Annotated in this window: 1 rRNA gene; it reads left to right on the forward strand. The window is 52.8% G+C overall.

Features of this window, described 5'->3' with window-relative positions:
* Positions 1 to 1023 (forward strand): 23S ribosomal RNA (locus MHX61_RS11225); the annotation flags it as partial.

The following is a 1023-nucleotide window of genomic DNA, read 5'->3' on the forward strand; positions in this document are numbered from 1 at the left end:
AATTGTGTTGTACGGCAGTGAGACTGTGGGGGATAAGCTTCATAGTCGAGAGGGAAACAGCCCAGATCGCCGGTTAAGGCCCCTAAGGGTGTACTAAGTGGAAAAGGATGTGGGATCGCGAAGACAGCCAGGAGGTTGGCTTAGAAGCAGCCATCCTTGAAAGAGTGCGTAATAGCTCACTGGTCGAGTGGTTCTGCGCCGACAATTCAGTGGGGCTCAAGTACACCGCCGAAGCCGCGGCAAACATTTTTTGTTTGGGTAGGGGAGCGTCGTGCATGGGTTGAAGCGTTACCGTAAGGAGGCGTGGACTGTGTGCGAGTGAGAATGCAGGCATGAGTAACGAATTGATAGGTGAGAATCCTATCCGCCGGATGACTAAGGGTTCCTGGGTCAAGTTCGTCTTCCCAGGGTGAGTCGGGACCTAAGGCGAGGCCGACAGGCGTAGTCGATGGATAACCAGTTGATATTCTGGTACCCGTACATGCGCGCCCATGATAAAGCACTGATACTAACCACCGCGGATGCACTGCTAGTCTTCTTTGAAGATTGGTGGTGTTGATGTCGTGGGGCCTGATGTGTGGTTCAAGTGATGGGGTGACGCAGTGAGGTAGCCACGCCACTTATTGGATTGGTGGTGTAAGCGTGCAGATCGTGTGGTAGGCAAATCCGCCACATGTGTGGTTGAGACGTGATGCGTAGACCCAATGGGGTTGATGGTGGTGATCCTGTACTGTCGAGAAAAGCCTCTAGCGATGTGTGTGTATGGCCCGTACCCTAAACCGACACAGGTAGTCAGGTTGAAAATACTAAGGCGTTCGGGTGAACTGTGGTTAAGGAATTCGGCAAAATGCCCCCGTAACTTCGGGAGAAGGGGGGCCTTACGACGTGAAGGTCTTTGCGGCTGGAAGCGTTGTGGGGTCGCAGAGAATAGAGGGAAGCGACTGTTTATCAAAAACACAGGTCCATGCGAAGACGTTAAGTTGATGTATATGGACTGACGCCTGCCCGGTGCTGGAAGGTTAA

The sequence above is a fragment of the Corynebacterium sp. ACRPF genome (assembly GCF_022347395.1).
In the GTDB taxonomy this organism is placed as follows: Bacteria; Actinomycetota; Actinomycetes; order Mycobacteriales; family Mycobacteriaceae; genus Corynebacterium; species Corynebacterium tuberculostearicum_D.